This is a genomic window from Acinetobacter haemolyticus, from assembly GCF_003323815.1.
Classification (GTDB): domain Bacteria; phylum Pseudomonadota; class Gammaproteobacteria; order Pseudomonadales; family Moraxellaceae; genus Acinetobacter; species Acinetobacter haemolyticus.
Map to the genome: position 1 here is coordinate 2,473,535 of NZ_CP030880.1, position 16,723 is coordinate 2,490,257.

Sequence of the window (16,723 nt, forward strand, 5' to 3'; positions counted from 1 at the left end):
TATAAGTTGAATATTCAATAAGTAAAAATATGGTTTAGTACGAATAACTGAGGCTAAAGCCTGTAACCCAATCTTTTGCTAAAGTTTTTGGTGCAACTAGCCCATGTCCTGCAAAGGCATCTAAATACACCCCTCGAGAATAACTACGTAGTCCAAATACACTGCCTAAAAGATGTCGTTTCCCCACAATGCTATTGCGTCCATTGACCCAGCCTTGATCAATACCCAAATAAAATTGGGTATTGGGGATCACTGTTCCAAAGCTCATTTCTTGTTGTACGTAATGTCCGTTATCTCCTGAGAGCATGACATCACCATCAAAACCTCTAACACTGTATCGACCACCAATATAGAAGCGATCTTGGGGGACTAAAATCTTGGGTGCGTATTGCCCTTTCCAGTTCAAACGGTATTGAGCGGGATGATCTAAAATCAGTAAAGGATAGTTAAGGCGTAGGTCCGCACTCCATAAGGGTGCTCTTGAATATCCTTCGGCAGGGCGCTGCTCTCCATTGATATCTCTAATTTGTTCTTCTGCGGCAAGTTTGGCATTAAAAGCACCCGTACCATGCCGATAGTCCAGCCCTACATCTACAGTGCCAGCCCCTACATATTGACGGTGTTGTAATCCTGCATTCCAGCCTGAGGTTTGACGTCGTTGTACGCCTACCTCAATGTCGTCAATAAAGTTTTGGCTACGCTTATGATAGATTTTGCTATATACACTGGTCTTATAGTGACTACCACGGCTTAAAAGACGTGAAAGGGTCAAATTACTTTGTTGGTTTTTTCCGCTATATAGGAGTGGTGCGTTATAACCTGCAACATATTGTTCGTATTCTGATTGGTTAAAGCTAATACTCACATCATAGTTACGAAATGGGAGCTGGTAGCTCGCAAAGTAGTTTTGGTTGCGGTCACGATGCAAGTTATCTAGTGAATGACTAAAGTTTAGATTGAATGCATCGTTGAGATGAAATGGACTGTTTATCCCAATCCCAACATTACCAATATATTTTCCTGTACTTTTAGTACCCGAGTCATCAAGCCCGATATTAAAATTCAGTTTTTGTAAGGGTTCAGCAGAAATCAATACATCACTATAGCCATGACGTTCATCAGTTGTTGGAACAATTTGAAAGTCTAAACGTCGATTGGTTGCTCGTTTTAAATTTTCTAAGCCTTGGTCAAACTGGCGCAGATTAAGGACATCATTTTCTTTAAAAGGTAACGCAGCCGATAGTTCTAATTTTGATGGCTCGGCATCCTTTTGAATAAACTGATGCAATCGCCCCAGTTCAAGTTGTAGTTCTAAAACACCCGTAGTTAAATCTTGCTCAGGTGCGATCACTTGTGTGGTCAGATAACCTTTCTTAAGCACCTCATTCTGTGCAAATCTCACCAAGTTTTGTAGGCTTTGCGTGCCTATACACTGCCCTAAAATCCCTTTTTTGGGATCACTCAATCCTTTAATCACGAACTGAAAGTCTTTCTGGCTATATTGCTGATCTCGATTGTTCAACAAACTAAGATGAAGTTGATCAATCTTAAAACATGGACTTTCATGCACAATGATCTGTTGCAAAGTTTGTTGGTTGAGCACTTGCTTTGGTTTAAGTTGAATATTTTGATCAAGTAATTGTTGTTTTAATTCATTTAGACGCTGGTCCTGCCGAATGACTTCCAAAGTAGAAACCTGATCTACATTAGGAGGAGACTTTAAGTCAGCAGCGATCAAAGAGAATGGGACAAATGCTACACATGCAGCATAAAAACGAATTGTTTTGTTCATATTCAGATATACAGAATGTTATGTAATGTTACAAACTGAAACAGAATATACATTATTTATTCAAAGTTAACAAGAATTATTATCATTAAAATTCAATCTTCATTCCATACTTCGAGAAATTCCAATCAATCATCCAAATCTCTTCTTTTATTCCTATTAAGGATTAGACGAAATGAATTGCAATATTAACGAATATTAACAATAATTGTAACAATAATATTTCTCATTTACATGGTTGTAGACATGAGTTCAAACCTCTCCTCTCTCAAGCGCAATTCATTGTTTCTTGCAATTTCATCAAGTCTGGTCAGCATTAGCCCCTATAGCTTTGCAGTAGACACCGTCTCTCAACAGCTTCCGACTATTCAAGTTAAGGCGACCCAGAATGAAAGTTCAGATTCTGAAAGCACCAAAGGCTATACGATTAAGGATAGCTCAAGTGCGACCAAGCTCAATATCGCAGCAAAAGAAACACCACAAACCATCAATGTTGTGACACGCCAACAAATAGAAGACTTTGGTTTAACCTCAACACGAGATATTTTAAATAACACACCCGGGGTAACTGTAACTGCTCTTGAAACGGAACGCGCCGTATATATGGCTCGCGGATTTGAAATTTCAAATATCTTAGTTGATGGTGTCGGTTTTCCCTCAACGGGCTGGAACTACAATGACACTAATCCGGACAGCTATTTTTATGATCGTATCGAAGTCGTTAAAGGTGCAAATGCATTAACCAATGCCTTTGGAGATCCAAGTGCAACCATCAACTACGTTCGAAAACGCCCTACTAAAGAGTTTCAAGCCAACACAGGTTTAAGTTATGGCTCATGGGATACCCAACGTTATGAAGCTGATGTGTCAGGCAGTTTAAATGATCGCATCCGAGCAAGACTGTTTGGCTTTCAACAAGCAGGCGACTCATATCGTGATCGTTATTCCTCAGAAAAAAATGGTGTTGCAGGTGTTGTTGAAGCCGATATTACGAACTCAACCCTTCTCACCATTGGCGCAAGTCAAGAAAAGAATAAACCAAATGCCAACAACTGGGGAGCGATTCCGCTCATGGACAGTTCTGGTCGACAACTCAGTTATGATCGCTCATTTAACCCGAATCCAGATTGGACATTTTGGGACAACACTTCTAGAAATGCATTTATCGAACTAAAACAAAAATTTCTAGATACATGGTCTGCCAATCTAAGTTACAACTACAATGAAAAAGATCAGGACAGTAGTCTTTTATACTACTATGGCTATCCAAATACAGATGGATCAAACGTTGATTTTACCGCTAGTAGCTTTATTGAAAAAAATCGAAAACACAATATTGACCTTAATTTCAATGGAAAATTTAACTGGTTTGGTCAACAACATGATGCAATCATTGGTTATAACTATTCACAAAATAAACAAAATGATTCAAGAAGCATGGGTACTATCCAAGATAGTAATGTGGCAATTTGTCTACGACCTAATGAAGCACAATGTACAACAAATTGGGCAAGCTGGACGCCAAAGCATGTCACTTGGTCGGATTTCGTCAAACAAGCCGATTATACCCAACGCAATCAGTCAATTTATGCAGCCACACGTCTACATTTAAACGATGATCTCAAGCTGACTCTCGGTGCGAACTACATCCAAGCCAAAAGTGAAGGTTCGAGCTATGGCTCACCGATGAATTACGATGAAAGTAAAGTTTCACCTTATGCCGGGATTACCTATAATTTTACACCTGAGTACACAGGTTATATGAGTTATACTTCGATTTTCCGCCCACAAACATCTGTAAATGAAGCAACAGGCAAAGTAGCTGATCCAATCGAAGGAAAAAGTTATGAAGTTGGGATGAAAAGCTCATGGCTAGACAACAAACTTACTGGAACATTGGCAATCTTTAGAACAGAGGAAAACAATTATCCGCTTCGTTCAACAGATGGACATCCTTTAAACCGAAAAGTGGGGATCAGTGATTTACGCTCACAAGGCGTTGAGGTTGGTTTGGCAGGACAACTCACCGATCAAGTAAATGTCTCTTTGGGTTATGCCCAATTTAATTTACAAGATCTAAAAAATGGTGGTGCAGCCCGAACTTATAACCCAACTCAAACCTTTAATTTACTAACTACTTATACACCCGCTCAATTACCCAAATTAAAAGTAGGTGCAGGGCTACAGTGGCAAGGAAAAACCTCTGTTTTTGACAATGTAAAATCAGCATATCTAAAACAAAGCGATTATGCGTTGCTTAACCTAATGGCAAGTTATGAAGTCAATAAACACTTTAGCGTTCAAGCCAATGCAAATAATGTAACTGATAAAAAATATTTGAATAGTTTTACGTATAGCCAAGCATTCTACGGAGAACCTGCTAACTATACAGTTGCACTGAAGTTTAAATATTAAAAAGAAAAAAGCCCCTCGAACATGAGGGGCTTTCTTTATGCTGCATTCGGAGCTTGGTTTTTAGGTTTTAAATAAGCATCTAATAATGCAATTTCATGTGCTTGCATATTCAGTCCTAATTTAGAACGTCTCCAAAGGATATCTTGGCTATTGCTTGCCCACTCATAGCGGCATAGATAATCGACCTCTTTGGCATACAAGCCCTGACCAAAATGTTGACCAAGCTGCTTAACCGAACTTGCTTCACCTAAAATATTCCAAATACGCGAGCCATAGGCTCCCGCCCAACGTTTCGCCAAAGCTTCTGAAGCATCGGAGATTTGCGCGCGGATTTCATTAGCTAACTGCTCAACCGACACCATCTTTTCACCGCCCGGCAAAGTTTCCGTTGCAGTCCAACTGCCTTTCATCGCTGGGAAAAATGCTTTCAGTTGCAACATTGCAGACTCAGCAAGCTTACGATAAGTCGTTAACTTTCCACCAAACACCGAAAGTAATGGCGCTTGCCCCGCAGCTTCTTTTGATAAGGCTAACGTATAGTCACGTGTCACCGCAGATGGATTATCTGACTCATCGTCACATAATGGGCGCACCCCAGCGAAAGTTGAGATAATATCAGCTTGGGTAAGTTGCTTTTTAAAATGCGCATTACTCACCTCAATGAGATAATCAATCTCAGCTTGAGTAATTTTCACTTGAGCTGGATCACCTTCATACTCATGGTCTGTGGTACCAATCATAGTGTATTGATCCAAATATGGAATTGCAAAGACAATACGGCGGTCATCATTTTGCATAATGAAAGCTTTATCACCCTCATAAAGCTTCGGTACGATGATGTGACTACCTTGAATCAAACGAATACCATAAGGAGATTGTAGCTGTAAATCCTGTTTAATAAACTGTGCGACCCAAGGACCTGCAGCATTCACCAAAGCTTTCGCTTTAATTTGAAATTGCCCTTCTGCATTTTCCAAATCGACAACCCAAATTTGTCCTTCACGTCGAGCAGACAAACAACGGGTACGCGTTACGATTTCTGCCCCTTTTTCACGTGCATGCATTGCATTCAAAACAACTAAACGTGAATCATCCACAGCACAGTCTGAATATTCAAAACCACGTGTAATCGCTGTGTTTAACGGACTATCATCTTTAAAGTAGACATTATTTGAACCCAATAATTTTTCACGCTTACCTAAATGATCATAAAAGAATAAGCCCGTACGAATCAGCCATGCTGGGCGCAAATGTGGACGATGAGGCATAATAAAACGCATTGGGCGAATAATATGTGGCGCCTTATTGAGCAAAACTTCACGCTCAGCTAATGCTTCACGCACCAAACGAAACTCTTTATGTTCAAGGTAACGCAAACCACCGTGAATCAGCTTACTACTCGCAGATGAAGTATGGCTCGCCAAATCATCTTTTTCACATAAAAATACCGATAATCCACGCCCAGCAGCATCAACAGCGATACCCACACCATTGATCCCACCACCAATGATGGCAAGGTCATAAATTTTGTCACTTGACTGAGGAGAAGTTTGCATAAATCACCGCAAATTTTCATTATTGTTCAATAATGAAAATTTAAACACATAAAATGAAAATTAACAATATAAAATAGCCACAAAAACGTAAACTAATCGACGTTTTGTGTATTGAATTATTCAAATGAAAATTAAGTGAAAGCAGTGGAATGACTGAGACATTCCACTAAACAAGAAAACATAATTGATTTTAAATAATTTTTATTAGAATTTGGTACGTTGTTTTTCGAAAATGAAATCTATTTCGCAATAATCAAACCAACGTCTAATTCTTGGATCATTTTCATATATTGCTCATTGGGTTGTTGATCCGTAAAAATGCAATCCACTTGTTTTAATGATCCTAAACGAATCATTGCATTTCGACCAAACTTACTACTGTCTGCTGCAAGAAAAACCTGACGAGCACTTGAGATAATTTCTTGTGATACACAGACTTCTTGAAAATCGAAATCTAACAATGTGCCATCTTCTTCTATTCCACTAATACCGACTAAAGCATAATCAGCCTTGAACTGTTTAAAAAAGTCAGCGGTTGCTTGACCAATCACCCCTCCATCTGGACGAACACGCCCACTGGCGATCAATACCTCAAAATCTTCTTTAGTACTCAAAATCTTCGCGACATTTAAATTATTGGTGATAATTTTTAGTCCAGTGTGGTTTAACAATGCATGTGCAATGGCTTCTGTGGTTGTCCCGATGTTAATAAACAACGAAGCATGGTCAGGTACAGCCGCCGCCACAGCCTCTGCAATGGTTCTCTTTTCTTCAAGCATGTAACCAACACGGGTGGTATATTCCGTGTTTTCCACCGTTGAATCATGTGCTGCGCCGCCATGATAGCGACGCAGCAAACCTTCATCAGCCAATTGATTAATATCACGACGAATCGTCTGTGGTGTCACATCGAAATATTGAGCAAGCTCTTCAATACTGATATAGCCACGTTCCCGTACAAGCTCAAGGGTTTTTTGTTGGCGTAGTATCAAGCTCATGCTCATCCATCCTATGCTATTTCAAATCAATATAACGCTGTGATTGTTCTGCTTAATCCTCAGCCCAATCACGGGTACGACCTACAGCTTTTAGCCAGCCAGTGTAGAGTTTTTCAGTTTCTTCCTGCGTACATGCTGGCGTGAAAGTATTTTCAATCGTCATTCTACGCTTTAACTCGTTTAAATCCGACCAAAAACCGACAGCAAGACCCGCTAAAAATGCTGCGCCCATTCCTGTAGTTTCTTTCATCGCAGGACGTTCTACAGAAGTAGAAAGAATATCTGCTTGGAACTGCATTAAGAAATTGTTTGCAGTGACCCCACCATCTACACGTAAGGTTCGTAATTTCTCACCCGAATCCTGTTGCATCGCATCCAAGACATCACGTGTTTGATAAGCAATAGATTCTAAGGTTGCACGGATAATATGTTCAATACTTACGCCACGTGTAATACCTAAAATTGCACCACGAGCAGTTGGATCCCAGTACGGTGCACCCAATCCAGTAAATGCGGGTACCACATACACCCCGTTACTATCTTTGACTTTGGTTGCGTAATACTCTGAGTCATGTGAATCATTAATCGCTTTTAACTCATCACGTAACCACTGCACACAAGAACCGCCATTAAAAACAGCACCCTCTAGCGCATAGTTCACTTCGCCTTTTGCACCACAAGCAATCGTCGTCAATAAACCATGGTCGGATTGAACCATACGTTCACCAGTGTTCATGAGTAAGAAACAACCTGTCCCATAGGTATTTTTGGCTTGGCCAACTTCAACACACATCTGCCCAAACAATGCAGCTTGTTGATCACCTGCAATACCTGCAATTGGAATACCAATTTCCTGACCACTAATGGTATGCGTATAACCATAAACTTCAGAAGAGCTGCGTACTTCAGGCAACATTGCCTTTGGAATATCTAAAGCCTCAAGCAGCTTGTCATCCCACTGCAAAGTTTCAATATTGAATAACATCGTACGAGAGGCATTGGTATAGTCTGTAACATGCACTTGACCATTGGTTAATTTCCAAATTAACCATGTATCGATCGTCCCGAATAAAAGCTCACCACGTTCTGCACGCTCACGGCTGCCTTCAACACGATCAAGAATCCACTTGATTTTAGTGGCCGAGAAGTAAGGATCAATTACTAACCCTGTTACTTTTCGCACATAATCTTGCCAGCCATTTTGGCGGAGCTGATTACAAATTTCATTGCTTTGTCGGCTTTGCCATACAATCGCATTATAGATCGGCTTACCTGTTTTTTTATCCCAAATCACCGTAGTTTCACGTTGGTTGGTAATCCCGATCGCGGCAATTTCATCACTAGAAATGCTCGCTTGTGCTAAGGCTTCAACCCAAACTGCGCTTTGAGTCGCCCAGATTTCCATAGGATCATGCTCAACCCAACCTGGTTGCGGGTAAATTTGCGTAAATTCACGCTGAGCAATAGTGATGACATTCGCATCGTGATCCAATACGATTGCACGTGAACTCGTTGTACCTTGATCAAATGCAACAACATATTTTTTTTGACTATCTGTAGAGATCATGACATACCTAACCAGACCTGCCTTATTTTAGGATTTGTTGGACATCAACAGCTCCTATTTGAGCAATAAATTAAACGCCCGAAAAACGGGTAGCAATATCGCAATAAAGCAATGACTTTTGCATTAAATTAAAAACTCGGCAGATTATATGCAAAATTGTTCGTAAACGAAAATTCTTTCTTTAAATTTGAATATAAAATTGACGAAACGCAGAACTTTTAAAGATTCCTAACAATTCAAAATTTATTTTATGCGATACTAAAACCAGAAATAACAGGACGATTGAAATGAAAAAAACCAATTTACTTTTTATTGTGGGCGGTACACTTTTAATTACTGCGTGTCAGAGCACTTCACATCAATATAATGGTGAAAAGGGTTATCAAATTGAAAGTAAAACAGCAACTTCCGCAACAATTGCATATACACTTTCTGCCCGTGGCAATGCAAATCTAGATGAGAAAAAACTCCAACATGCCTGTAAACAAGTGCTCGGTGCAGAGAGAAATTATAAATTAAACATTCTCAGTACCAATGAAATCATGAACCCAACCAAGCAAGAACAATATGGTGTTCAGCTCGGTAACAGTCGCGCAACTTTTGGTCTATCGAACTCACCAGATTTTAATAATACGACTGGCTATGCAACTCGTCAGGCACTTGAAGCTAAACCAACAACGCTAACTGTTGTTCGCTATACCTGCTCATAATTAACTCATCAGAAACTGGATGTATATAGATCAGAACTAAATACATCCTATTTTACTTATGCTTTTAATACATCACGAATAGATGAATCTTTATCAAATACAGATTTTGCAAAAGGACACAGCGGAATAACTTTGACCTGACGCTGACGCACAAATTCGATTAATGCATCAAGAAGTTGTCGGCCAATACCTTGACCACGAAAATCCTCATTTACATCAGTATGATCAATGATGAGCATTTCTTCGCCGGCCCATGTATAAGCCATCTCGCCAGCGATCACCTCACCATCCAATAGTTTAAAAACACCATGTTTGCCATCATCTGTTTGCTGAATATCCATGCCACTCTCCTGCTCTATTTTGTTTGATTTGGTGTAATTATAAGATCACTTAAATCACTACATGTTTTAACATGCTATACCATAGGATTGTGTTGAGTTTTGATATTTTAAATCAAGTAGAGCCAATCACTTAGTTCGATAAAAGCTTACATTTCTGAACTCTTTGGCTTCATCTAAATCAGGCCACGTTGTCGCGCTCCGCTCATCCAACTTAATATAATGTGGATGGCTAAAGTTTTTCACTCGACTATCTGCAACCCAGACTTCAGGCGCAAACTTCAAAAATTCATCTAAAAAAAATCGGTTACACTGATCATAGAGCACATCAGCTGCAAGCAAAACATCGACTTGTTCAGATTTATACAAATCATCTAAATATTCAAGTTCGACATTATTCAGTAATGCATTTTCACGACATGACGCTAAGCTCACTTGATCAATGTCACAGCAAATAACTCGTTTTGCGCCTGCCATCTTTGCCGCAATTGCAACAACACCTGAGCCTGCCCCAAAATCTAACACCACTTTATCTTTGACGTGATGGGGTTCTGCCAATAACCACTGTGCCATCGCCAAACCCGATGCCCAACAAAAAATCCAATACGGTGTTTCATTCCAAATTCGTCGAATAACCTCATCGTCTAAGCGATCAGTAGGAAATACAGGTGGAATCAACCATAAGGAAATTGGAGTTTCTGGCAGTTGTTGAGCCAATAAATCAGTATTTGGAATAACTTCATGTAGTGCTTTTAGCAATTGCTCAGGCGCTTTCGCAAATTGGAATGTACAGCTCATCGTTCTTTAATTCTTGAAAAAAACCCCTCTATATTAGAGGGGTTAAAATATTAACCTAAAGCCTTTTCAGCAGCTTCTACTGTTTGGCGAATCAATGTGGTAATCGTCATCGGACCTACACCACCAGGAACTGGTGTATAAGCTGATGCAACTTCTTCAATACCGACTAATTGAATATCACCTACGCCACCGCCTTCACGTGGATGGAAACCAGCATCGACCACAACCGCGCCTTGTTTAATCCAGTCTTTCTGAATTAATTCAGCCTTACCGACTGCACCCACAATAATATCAGCTTGCTTCACCAGCTCAGGAAGGTTTTGAGTACGTGAATGACAAATCGTCACGGTAGCATTGGCTTGTAATAGCATCATTGCCATTGGTTTACCTAAAATCGCTGAACGACCAACAACAACCGCATGTTTACCTGCGATTTCAATCTTGTTTTCTTGCAAAATCGTCATGATACCTGCTGGCGTTGCTGAACCATAAGCAGACTCACCCATCGCCATACGACCAAAACCTAAACAGGTTACACCGTCGACATCTTTTTCTAATGAAATTGCATCGAAACATGCTCTTTCATCAATTTGTTCTGGAACAGGATGTTGAAGCAAAATACCGTGTACATCAGGATTTGCATTTAATTTTTCAATTTCAGCTAATAATTGTTCTGTGGTGGTTTCTTTTGGAAGCTCTACTTTAAGTGAATCCATTCCAACACGGCGGCACGCATTACCTTTCATACGTACATAAGTTGCAGATGCACCATCATCACCAACCAAGATTGTTGCCAAAATTGGGGTACGTCCCGATTTTGCTTTTAATGCTTCTACACGTACTAACAAATCAGCTTCGATTTGTGTTGCTAATGCACGACCGTCTAAAACCAATGCCACAGCGCATCTCCAAAGTGGGTATCAATCAATAGCGTAAATAATACATGATAATTTGAGCAATATTCTTTTAGATGTTGTTTTTATGTGCATATTCGCTAGAAACACTATTGTTTTTTTTCTAAAGATTGCTAATATGTGCATCACCAAGAGATGGCGGGGTGGCAGAGTGGTCATGCAGCGGACTGCAACTCCGTGTACGCCGGTTCGATTCCGACCTCCGCCTCCATTGGTAAAGCCCGAGTGGTGAAATCGGTAGACACAGGGGATTTAAAATCCCCCGCCCACAAAGCGTGCCAGTTCGAGTCTGGCCTCGGGCACCATACTTCAACTACTGAAGTTTGGTGCAATAAAAATCCAGCGTAAGCTGGTTTTTTTATACCTGAAATTTAATAAATCAAAAAACAAAAGCCAAGTGCAACGCCTTGGCTTTTCGAGTCAAATGATTATGCGACTTGCTGATTCGTTTGAATCGGCAATAAATCCACATCTAGATCCAACCGATATTGTCTAGCAGTATCAAGTTGATATTCCGTTTTTTTAATTGAATCAACGAAAATCCATTCTGAGTGAACTTTTGCTTCATCAAACTCAACCATCAAATAACCACGCTGGTTTAAATTACAATAGTTCAACTCATCGATTAAGGTCGTAAATGCAAATTCAAATTGTTGTAGTTGATCGGTTGGAATATTGAGATACTTTTCCATACCCGGTGAAGATACCGAACTGGTTGCGAGCTCAACACCAACAAAAGCGCCATCTTGACTATATAAGTTAGATGACCACGCATTGTGAGTATCCCCTGCTAACACAACAATTTTCTTTTTTAATTGCGCCAAAGTGCCATACAGCATTTCACGCTCAGCAAAATAACCATCCCATGCATCCAAGTTATAAGGTGCAACCGTTAGGACACGTGCTTTTTCTTGTAACGTTAAAGTTGGATCACCTTGTTTTAAACGCATCTTTAAAGTGACCAGTTCTTTAATCTGTGCTTGCATTTTGGTTAATGTATCGTCACTTGGATTACCTGCGGTAATTTCAGCTAAAGCCTGTAACAACTCTGCTGGAACGAGCATCTTGGTCATCAAAACTTGTTGCCCCAACACATCCCACGTTGCATTTGAACTTTGTATTACACCGATTATATTTTTCTCTTTATCCCCCAGTAACCATTCTCGCTGCGTTTGCCCTAAGATTGATCGGGTAGAGTTAAATAGAGCTGCTTGAAATGCAACCGTGTCCAATTGTCCTGTCATTGGATTTATAAATTTTAAATAGTTCAACTGTTCATCACGCGCAATAATACGGGTATCCAACATCATTAAATTGACAAGCCCACCGAAGTTAAATTGACGATAAATCTTAATATGTTGATTATCGACAGGACGAATTGGCATCCACTCAAAATAAGCTTGTAAAGCTGCTAATTGTCTTTCTAAAAACTTACCTTCATTCTTTGCGTTTGGTGTTTCTTCTGTATGATTCTCAGCCCCTTCTCGCCACGCATCGTTGGCTAACTCATGATCATCCCAAATCACAATAAATGGATGACGATGATGCAATGCCTGCAGATCTTTATCTTTACGATAGAGCGCATAACGCTTGCGATAATCATCTATTTTAAGAATTTCTGTATTATTATCTGCTTCAAGTTTACGAACCGCTTCATCTTTTGCATAACCATCTGTGCCATACTCATAAATATAGTCACCCAAATGAATCACTACATCTACATTTTGCTTAGCCATCTCACGATACACATGGAAATAGCCGACTGGATAATAAGAACATGAACATACCGCAAAACTGACTTTAGAAGTACTGGTTGGTAAGGTCTTAGTTTGCCCAACAGGAGAAATCTTGTCTCCAAATATAAAGCGATAAAAATAACTTTGGTCCGCTTTCAAACCCGTTGCATCAACTTTTACCGTAAAGTCATCCGATGCTGTGGTGATGACTTTATCGGTTTTGATGATTTGTTTAAATTGTTGATCTAACGCAATCTGCCAAGTCACTTGTAAACGTGCACTCGCATCATTCGGCGTTAATCTAGTCCATAAAATGACACGATCCTGCAATGGATCACCACTTGCAACGCCATGATCAAAACTGACTTTCAGCGAATGGTTTTCTTTATCCGAACTGTTATTACATCCAGTTAAACTGGCGGATAAAGATAGAGCCCCAAAACCAAATAAACTTTTTTGAATCAGTTCCCGTCGTGAAATTTTTGCTGTCATTGGATAGCTACCTTAGTTTTTATCACTACAAATAGCTAAAAATAAGTCTTTGATATGAAACTTTGATCTCAATTTGATGAATAAATGATGAAAATCAGCCTAGTTTTATCCGATAAACACATGAATTGATTGAAAAGAAAGCAAACAATCAGTTTTATACTTGCCAAGTTTTAAAGTGTCCTCTATTATTGCGCTCATGCCCGAGTGGTGAAATCGGTAGACACAGGGGATTTAAAATCCCCCGCCCACAAAGCGTGCCAGTTCGAGTCTGGCCTCGGGCACCATTCTTCAACAAGTGAAGTTTGGTGCTAAAAAATCCCAGCGTAAGCTGGTTTTTTTATGTCTAAAATTTAATAATCAATCACTTGAAAATTGGGATGCTCAGCAAGCTGTTGTAAATAATGGCGTTCTTTTTGATAAAAATATTTATACATGCGATTTACCCACTCCCCGCGCCGAAAAGTAAGTACCTTTTTGTTTACCCCATCATAATTTAATAAAACAACATCGCCTTCATCCTGATTCAATAAAGTAATTCGATAGCTATGTTGGGCATGTAAATGGGTTGCACTTTGTTCTCTGACAATTTCAACTTTATGCTCACCATCAAGCCAATAATGTTTATCAATTAATGCTTTTTCATTCACCCAAAAACCTGTTTCAGCACCATCATAAGTATCAATCAAGAAGAAGTGATGTAATTCTCTCAATAGCTCAGATGCCGTGATATCCAAATAATCATTCATATATTGTTCTACCCATTCAAAATTTTTTATGACTTGTTGGCTTAATACCGCATTTTTATAATCTAAATTGCCTTCAGCGTTTGTGGACCACACGTTGATTACAACTTTATGAGCAATTTTTTTTGAAAGACCAGAACTGTTGATTTTAGGCAAGTTATTATCATTTAAAAAATTTGCTCTTTAATCTCAAAGATATATAGCCAATTTTATAGAATCAATCTTTTTTTCTTAGGCTGTGATAAAAATCAGATAAATGAAAAATTATGTAAAATCATAATCTTGTATAAAAATAATCGGTATAGCTTTTTTAAACTTATATTTATGATTTTTAACGTGATTTAGAATCATCATGAAACTAAATCACGTAATGTCGATCAACGATCAGACAAGCTATTCGTCGCGAGTTTTCACATCAAAAAGCTCAATTTCAAAAATTAGATTTGAATTGGCAGGAATAATTTTTCCCATCTTACGCTCACCATACGCAAGATGTGCAGGTACGATCAATTTACGTTTTCCACCGACCCGCATTCCCATAATGCCTTGATCCCAGCCTTTGATTACACGTCCTGTGCCGATCACTGTTTCAAAGTAATTTCCACGATCAAGTGAGGAATCAAACTGTGTTCCATCTTCCAACCATCCTGTGTAGTGTGTGGTAATTAATGCCCCTTTGACAGCTTCTTTACCTTCACCAACTTTCAAATCAATAATTTGTAATTCTGCACTCATTTTTATCTCTCCAAACGAAATAGATACTATCGAAGATTATTGTAACTGTTGCCATTGGATATCGATCTGTCCTTTGTCACTTAACAAAGTCCACTCCCCATCCATGATATTGAGTTGTAATTGCATCGTTCGTTCACACAATTGTTCCAATGCTTCGCTGGTTGGTGCTGCCAATTGCCAAACTTCAACATTGTTCAATGTTTTGATTTTAGTGTTTTTTTGCCACCAATCTTGCGCTTGACTTCCGTAAGTAACGATCGCAACACGTTTGCATCGTGCACTTGCCTTTTTCACTTTATCTTCAGAGGGACAACCCACTTCAATCCATTTTTCTAATAAACCCGTTAAATCCTTCTGCCATAAGGCTGGCTCATCTGTTTCAAATAGATCTTTGGTGAATTCTAATTGCTCATCAGCATAACGAGCATAAGCCAGAATACGAACCATTAAACGTTCAATGGTTTCTGAAGGATGTTGAGCAAGTGTTAATTGATAATCCGCGTAAATGTGATCATCCATATTGGCAATATTAAGATCTGCCTTATATATCGTTGCTTTTAGCGCCATGAATCATGTCCTCAAATTTGGCGCTAAGCATACTCTATTTTGCTCAATAAATGCGGAGATTCATATTGATTCTAAGCCATCTACGCGACAAGCCAACAACTGCGTTTCAAATAATAACCAATCATGTTGAACTGAATCCTGAATAATTACTTCGATTCGATTATCAATACTTTCCTCTGTAGATTTATAATTGAATTGCTCAGGATTAAAATTAAAACTTTTCCAGCCCAGATCGGTATAAAAGATTGCTTTGATCCGAATCCAATCCTGCTGTGTACATAATAGATCTAAGACATCATAAAACTTGAATTGCCATCGTTTCGGCAGCTTCCATCCGGCTACGGTATAGCCTTGAGCTGTTTCTACATAATGATAAGGGAGCTGTTTGATTTCTTGCGTCTCGCTCTGATTTTGCTGAGTCATTTGCTGACGCAGTAACGGCTGAACTTTGCGTTGCACTGGCACTAAAGGTAAATCAAGCTGTAAAAGTGGAACTTGCCCATTTTCAGCTTCAATCCAAGACTGCACATAAGTTTGATATTCTTGTTTTAATTGAATATAGGCTTGCTGATCATCATCATTCATACCGTCTTTGTGCGAAATTACAACGACTTGTGCAGCCTTTAATTGATGGGTATAAAGATGCTGTTGCACCCATGGTTTGTCATGTAAACGGCTACCATCAACCACGACCACCAATGCACGCATATCCAAGCTACTGTGCCAATGTGGTTCAGTCAACTGCTCCAAAAGTTGCGCTGGATGCCCCAACCCAGTTGGTTCAATAAACAGTCGATCTGGTTTACTTTCACTCAGTAATCGAGATAACGCGATCTGCATAGGCAACTGACTACTGCAACACAAGCAGCCACCTAATAATTCCTTGACTGCATAACCTGACTGCTGTGTGATCAGTTGTTGATCAACACCAATTTGCCCAAATTCATTCATGAGAATTGCCCAAACCTCATTTTTCGGTTTTTGGGTCAATAAATGATGCAATAGCGTGGTTTTACCCGCCCCTAAAAAACCAGAAATAATATGAGTTGGAACTGCTTTGCGAGCAATAATTTTCACGACATACTCAAGAATAAGAATTTAAGGAATTGTAATGCGGAAAATTGTAGAAATAAAATTTTCCTCTCAAAATTACAAACTTTAAAATAACCACATTAATAAAGCATAAAGTGATATAAATCACATTAGCGATCTAATATCCATATTTAAAATTAAAATATAAATGAATTATCCAATTAAGTTAATCTTATCAACTCTTATTAAATGTTTAATCTGCGTAAATAATTAGTTTATTTTTTATCCAAAAAAACATATTTTCATACATTTTAATTCTGAATTCTTTGCTCA

Annotated in this window: 14 protein-coding genes and 3 tRNA genes; 5 read left to right on the forward strand and 12 right to left on the reverse strand. The window is 39.1% G+C overall.

Translation table 11 applies throughout. The features are described from left to right. Nucleotides 1–34 precede the first annotated feature (34 nt). Nucleotides 35–1,792, reverse strand: coding sequence for a ShlB/FhaC/HecB family hemolysin secretion/activation protein (locus DS737_RS11295; protein ID WP_113997560.1), 1,758 nt, complete (start codon nucleotides 1,790–1,792; stop codon nucleotides 35–37). A gap of 231 nt (nucleotides 1,793–2,023) precedes the next feature. Between DS737_RS11295 and DS737_RS11300 the strand changes: the two genes are divergently transcribed. Continuing rightward, on the forward strand, nucleotides 2,024–4,204 hold the full coding sequence (locus DS737_RS11300) for a TonB-dependent siderophore receptor (protein ID WP_113997561.1): 2,181 nt from the start codon (nucleotides 2,024–2,026) through the stop codon (nucleotides 4,202–4,204). Nucleotides 4,205–4,239: 35 nt separating this feature from the next. Here DS737_RS11300 and glpD read toward each other — a convergent pair whose 3' ends face one another. The 3 genes from glpD to glpK form a co-directional block, all read right to left on the reverse strand. Then, a complete protein-coding gene (gene glpD, locus DS737_RS11305) occupies nucleotides 4,240–5,760 on the reverse strand; it encodes a glycerol-3-phosphate dehydrogenase (protein WP_113997562.1) in 1,521 nt (506 codons plus the stop codon). Between the two features lie 239 nt (nucleotides 5,761–5,999). After that, on the reverse strand, nucleotides 6,000–6,758 hold the full coding sequence (locus DS737_RS11310) for a DeoR/GlpR family DNA-binding transcription regulator (protein WP_005081720.1): 759 nt from the start codon (nucleotides 6,756–6,758) through the stop codon (nucleotides 6,000–6,002). Between the two features lie 52 nt (nucleotides 6,759–6,810). Then, nucleotides 6,811–8,325, reverse strand: a complete 1,515-nt coding sequence (gene glpK / locus DS737_RS11315) for a glycerol kinase GlpK (RefSeq protein WP_005081717.1) — start codon at nucleotides 8,323–8,325, stop codon at nucleotides 6,811–6,813. A 287-nt stretch (nucleotides 8,326–8,612) separates the two neighbouring features. Between glpK and DS737_RS11320 the strand changes: the two genes are divergently transcribed. Continuing rightward, nucleotides 8,613–9,035: a hypothetical protein gene (locus tag DS737_RS11320; protein WP_004638300.1), complete on the forward strand. Its 423-nt coding sequence runs from the start codon at nucleotides 8,613–8,615 to the stop codon at nucleotides 9,033–9,035. A gap of 56 nt (nucleotides 9,036–9,091) precedes the next feature. On the opposite strand, the gene DS737_RS11325 is transcribed toward DS737_RS11320, so the two are convergent. The 3 genes from DS737_RS11325 to folD form a co-directional block, all read right to left on the reverse strand. Then, on the reverse strand, nucleotides 9,092–9,376 hold the full coding sequence (locus tag DS737_RS11325) for a GNAT family N-acetyltransferase (RefSeq protein WP_005081713.1): 285 nt from the start codon (nucleotides 9,374–9,376) through the stop codon (nucleotides 9,092–9,094). Nucleotides 9,377–9,502: 126 nt separating this feature from the next. Further along, nucleotides 9,503–10,171 carry a class I SAM-dependent methyltransferase gene (locus DS737_RS11330; RefSeq protein ID WP_005081711.1) on the reverse strand — a complete coding sequence of 223 codons (669 nt, stop codon included), beginning with the start codon at nucleotides 10,169–10,171 and terminating at the stop codon, nucleotides 9,503–9,505. A gap of 50 nt (nucleotides 10,172–10,221) precedes the next feature. After that, the gene (gene folD, locus DS737_RS11335; RefSeq protein WP_005081710.1) at nucleotides 10,222–11,070 is read right to left on the reverse strand and encodes a bifunctional methylenetetrahydrofolate dehydrogenase/methenyltetrahydrofolate cyclohydrolase FolD; all 849 of its coding nucleotides are present in this window, start codon (nucleotides 11,068–11,070) and stop codon (nucleotides 10,222–10,224) included. A gap of 152 nt (nucleotides 11,071–11,222) precedes the next feature. On the opposite strand from folD, the gene DS737_RS11340 reads away from it, so the two are divergent. Together DS737_RS11340 and DS737_RS11345 are read left to right on the forward strand one after the other, a co-directional pair. After that, a tRNA-Cys gene (locus DS737_RS11340) sits at nucleotides 11,223–11,296 on the forward strand. Between the two features lie 8 nt (nucleotides 11,297–11,304). Further along, nucleotides 11,305–11,390, forward strand: a tRNA-Leu gene (locus DS737_RS11345). Nucleotides 11,391–11,513: 123 nt separating this feature from the next. Here the strand turns inward: DS737_RS11345 and DS737_RS11350 are convergent. Further along, a complete protein-coding gene (locus tag DS737_RS11350) occupies nucleotides 11,514–13,313 on the reverse strand; it encodes an alkaline phosphatase D family protein (protein ID WP_113997563.1) in 1,800 nt (599 codons plus the stop codon). A gap of 198 nt (nucleotides 13,314–13,511) precedes the next feature. On the opposite strand from DS737_RS11350, the gene DS737_RS11355 reads away from it, so the two are divergent. Then, nucleotides 13,512–13,597: transfer RNA gene (locus DS737_RS11355), tRNA-Leu, on the forward strand. Between the two features lie 66 nt (nucleotides 13,598–13,663). Here the strand turns inward: DS737_RS11355 and DS737_RS11360 are convergent. From DS737_RS11360 to DS737_RS11375, 4 genes are all read right to left on the reverse strand, one after another. Next, complete coding sequence (locus DS737_RS11360) at nucleotides 13,664–14,059, reverse strand: hypothetical protein (protein ID WP_026056310.1); 396 nt, start codon at nucleotides 14,057–14,059, stop codon at nucleotides 13,664–13,666. Between the two features lie 390 nt (nucleotides 14,060–14,449). Further along, nucleotides 14,450–14,791, reverse strand: coding sequence for an FKBP-type peptidyl-prolyl cis-trans isomerase (locus DS737_RS11365; RefSeq protein WP_004638294.1), 342 nt, complete (start codon nucleotides 14,789–14,791; stop codon nucleotides 14,450–14,452). 36 nt (nucleotides 14,792–14,827) lie between these two features. After that, nucleotides 14,828–15,358, reverse strand: coding sequence for a YaeQ family protein (locus DS737_RS11370; RefSeq protein ID WP_005081702.1), 531 nt, complete (start codon nucleotides 15,356–15,358; stop codon nucleotides 14,828–14,830). 60 nt (nucleotides 15,359–15,418) lie between these two features. Further along, nucleotides 15,419–16,435, reverse strand: coding sequence for a CobW family GTP-binding protein (locus DS737_RS11375; RefSeq protein WP_113997564.1), 1,017 nt, complete (start codon nucleotides 16,433–16,435; stop codon nucleotides 15,419–15,421). Between the last annotated feature and the right edge of the window lie 288 nt (nucleotides 16,436–16,723).

What these genes read in the sequence shown, in the direction of transcription:
- DS737_RS11295 (WP_113997560.1), bottom strand. Translation starts at nt 1,792, where the DNA reads ATGAACAAAACAATTCGTTTTTATGCTGCATGTGTAGCATTTGTCCCA.
- DS737_RS11300 (WP_113997561.1), top strand. Translation starts at nt 2,024, where the DNA reads ATGGTTGTAGACATGAGTTCAAACCTCTCCTCTCTCAAGCGCAATTCA.
- glpD (WP_113997562.1), bottom strand. Translation starts at nt 5,760, where the DNA reads ATGCAAACTTCTCCTCAGTCAAGTGACAAAATTTATGACCTTGCCATC.
- DS737_RS11310 (WP_005081720.1), bottom strand. Translation starts at nt 6,758, where the DNA reads ATGAGCTTGATACTACGCCAACAAAAAACCCTTGAGCTTGTACGGGAA.
- glpK (WP_005081717.1), bottom strand. Translation starts at nt 8,325, where the DNA reads ATGATCTCTACAGATAGTCAAAAAAAATATGTTGTTGCATTTGATCAA.
- DS737_RS11320 (WP_004638300.1), top strand. Translation starts at nt 8,613, where the DNA reads ATGAAAAAAACCAATTTACTTTTTATTGTGGGCGGTACACTTTTAATT.
- DS737_RS11325 (WP_005081713.1), bottom strand. Translation starts at nt 9,376, where the DNA reads ATGGATATTCAGCAAACAGATGATGGCAAACATGGTGTTTTTAAACTA.
- DS737_RS11330 (WP_005081711.1), bottom strand. Translation starts at nt 10,171, where the DNA reads ATGAGCTGTACATTCCAATTTGCGAAAGCGCCTGAGCAATTGCTAAAA.
- DS737_RS11350 (WP_113997563.1), bottom strand. Translation starts at nt 13,313, where the DNA reads ATGACAGCAAAAATTTCACGACGGGAACTGATTCAAAAAAGTTTATTT.
- DS737_RS11360 (WP_026056310.1), bottom strand. Translation starts at nt 14,059, where the DNA reads ATGAATGATTATTTGGATATCACGGCATCTGAGCTATTGAGAGAATTA.
- DS737_RS11365 (WP_004638294.1), bottom strand. Translation starts at nt 14,791, where the DNA reads ATGAGTGCAGAATTACAAATTATTGATTTGAAAGTTGGTGAAGGTAAA.
- DS737_RS11370 (WP_005081702.1), bottom strand. Translation starts at nt 15,358, where the DNA reads ATGGCGCTAAAAGCAACGATATATAAGGCAGATCTTAATATTGCCAAT.